Source organism: Hydrogenophaga intermedia, assembly GCF_000723405.1.
Taxonomy (GTDB): domain Bacteria; phylum Pseudomonadota; class Gammaproteobacteria; order Burkholderiales; family Burkholderiaceae_C; genus Hydrogenophaga; species Hydrogenophaga intermedia.
In genome coordinates this window covers 1-1,817 of record NZ_CCAE010000113.1, presented here as the reverse complement: position 1 = coordinate 1,817, position 1,817 = coordinate 1, and the positions used below count along the sequence as shown (strand labels likewise).

The following is a 1,817-nucleotide window of genomic DNA, read 5'->3' as shown; positions in this document are numbered from 1 at the left end:
ATCTACCAACACCACCTCCGCGCCAGTGCTAGCTTTTCGTACCGTCACTTATTGCACTGAAAACGAGGAGACCCCCAGTTTGGCCAGCAGGCCTTCGATGCCACCCGACTGCTGCAGCAGTTGTGCCACCAGCGCCATCACCTGTTGCGTGTCGAAGCCACCGGCGTTCGACGTGTTGCCCGATCCGCCGAGGACGGCGTCCAGAAGTCCCATGTGCCTCTCCCGTGTCGCGGAACCGCTCCGCGCTTCAGGCGGCATTGTGGGCGGCGCGCCGTTGACGGGCAAGCCACAGCAGCGCCACGGCCAGCAACGCCACCGGCAGCAGCGAGCCCAGGTTGAGCCAGGCCCACCCCTGCGTGGTGACCAGCGCGCCCGAGGCGAAAGAGGTCAGTGCCATGGTCGCGAACACGCCGAAGTTGATGGCGGCCTGCGCGCGGTCCTTTTCCTCGGGGCGCCAGGCCTGCAGTGCCAGCGCGGTGCTGCCGGTGAACAGGAAGTTCCAGCCCACGCCGAGCAGGAACAGCGCGACGAGGAACTGGTGCAGGTCCACGCCCGTCAGCGCGATGGCGATGCACGCCAGGTTGAGCGCCACGCCCACACCCATGATGGACAGCACCCCGAAGCGGCGGATCAGGTGTCCGGTGAAGAAGCCCGGCGCGAACATGCCGATCACGTGCCACTCGAGAACAAGCGCCACGTCCTCGAAGGGCAGGCCGCAGACCTGCATGGCCAGCGGTGTGGCCGCCATCAACAGGTTCATCACGCCGTAGCCCAGTGCCGCACCCACCGCGGCGACGATGAACACGGGCTGGCGCACGATCTCGGCCAGGGGCCGCCCCTCGGGTGCACCGGCCGCCCGCTCGGGCGCCGGCGGAAACCGCAGGAAAGCCATCACCGCCATCGACAGCAGAGCCACCACGCCCAGCGCCAGGTAGGCGCCCGCGAACGGCACCTCGGTGAGGTCGCGCGTGCGCACGGCGAGGTTGGGGCCCAGCACCGCGCCGATCAGCCCGCCCGCCAGCACCAACGAGACCGCCTTCTCGCGAAAGGCCGGTGCCGCCAGTTCGGCGGCGGCGAAGCGGTAGAGCTGGCCGTTGGCGCTGTAGTAGCCCGCGATCACCGTACCCGCGATGAGCAGCCAGAACGCGCCCAGCGACACGGCCCAGGCGCACAGCAGCGCCGACAGCAGCGCCACCACCAGCCCAAGCTGGAACGAGGCCTGGCGCCCCAGGCGGCGCTGCGCGCGCGCCACCAGCGGCGTGGCCAGCGCGCCGCCCACCACGTAGCCCATCACCGGCAGCGTGGCCATCCAGCCCAGCGGGGCCAGCGCCAGGCCCACCAGGCCGTTGATGGTGATGAACACCACGTTGTTGGTGAGGAACAGGCCTTGGGCCGCGGCCAGGAGCCAGAGGTTTCGGTTCATAAGCAATGGGATGAACGCCCCCACCCGTAACGGCATCGACGTGCCAAAGTGGAGATGTTGATCAACCACTTGAACCGAGAGGGGCGTCCACCATGAAGCTTACGACTGTTGGCATCGACCTGGCGAAGAACGTGTTCCAGGTCCACGGAATTGACGAGCACGGCAAGGTACTCGTGAAGAAGCAACTGCGCCGGGACCAGATGGCGACGTTCTTCGTCAACCTGCCGCCGTGTTTGCTGGGCATGGAGGCTTGCGGCAGCGCTCACCACTGGGCACGCAAGCTCCAGGCAATGGGACACACCGTGCGCCTGATGGCACCCCAGTTCGTCAAACCATACGTCAAGACCAACAAGAATGATGCAGCCGACGCCGAGGCCATCTGCGAGGCTGTCGG

Annotated in this window: 3 protein-coding genes; 1 reads left to right on the top strand and 2 read right to left on the bottom strand. The window is 67.3% G+C overall.

The features are described from left to right. Positions 1 to 48 precede the first annotated feature (48 nt). Together BN948_RS26900 and BN948_RS25350 are read right to left on the bottom strand one after the other, a co-directional pair. On the bottom strand, positions 49 to 213 hold the full coding sequence (locus tag BN948_RS26900; protein ID WP_009520735.1) for a hypothetical protein: 165 nt from the start codon (positions 211 to 213) through the stop codon (positions 49 to 51). Positions 214 to 247: 34 nt separating this feature from the next. Next, a complete protein-coding gene (locus BN948_RS25350; protein WP_035624902.1) occupies positions 248 to 1,423 on the bottom strand; it encodes an MFS transporter in 1,176 nt (391 codons plus the stop codon). 92 nt (positions 1,424 to 1,515) lie between these two features. On the opposite strand from BN948_RS25350, the gene BN948_RS25345 reads away from it, so the two are divergent. Continuing rightward, on the top strand, positions 1,516 to 1,817 hold a 302-nt coding region (locus BN948_RS25345), incomplete at its 3' end, for an IS110 family transposase (protein ID WP_035624899.1).

What these genes read in the sequence shown, in the direction of transcription:
- BN948_RS25350 (WP_035624902.1), bottom strand. Translation starts at nt 1,423, where the DNA reads ATGAACCGAAACCTCTGGCTCCTGGCCGCGGCCCAAGGCCTGTTCCTC.
- BN948_RS26900 (WP_009520735.1), bottom strand. Translation starts at nt 213, where the DNA reads ATGGGACTTCTGGACGCCGTCCTCGGCGGATCGGGCAACACGTCGAAC.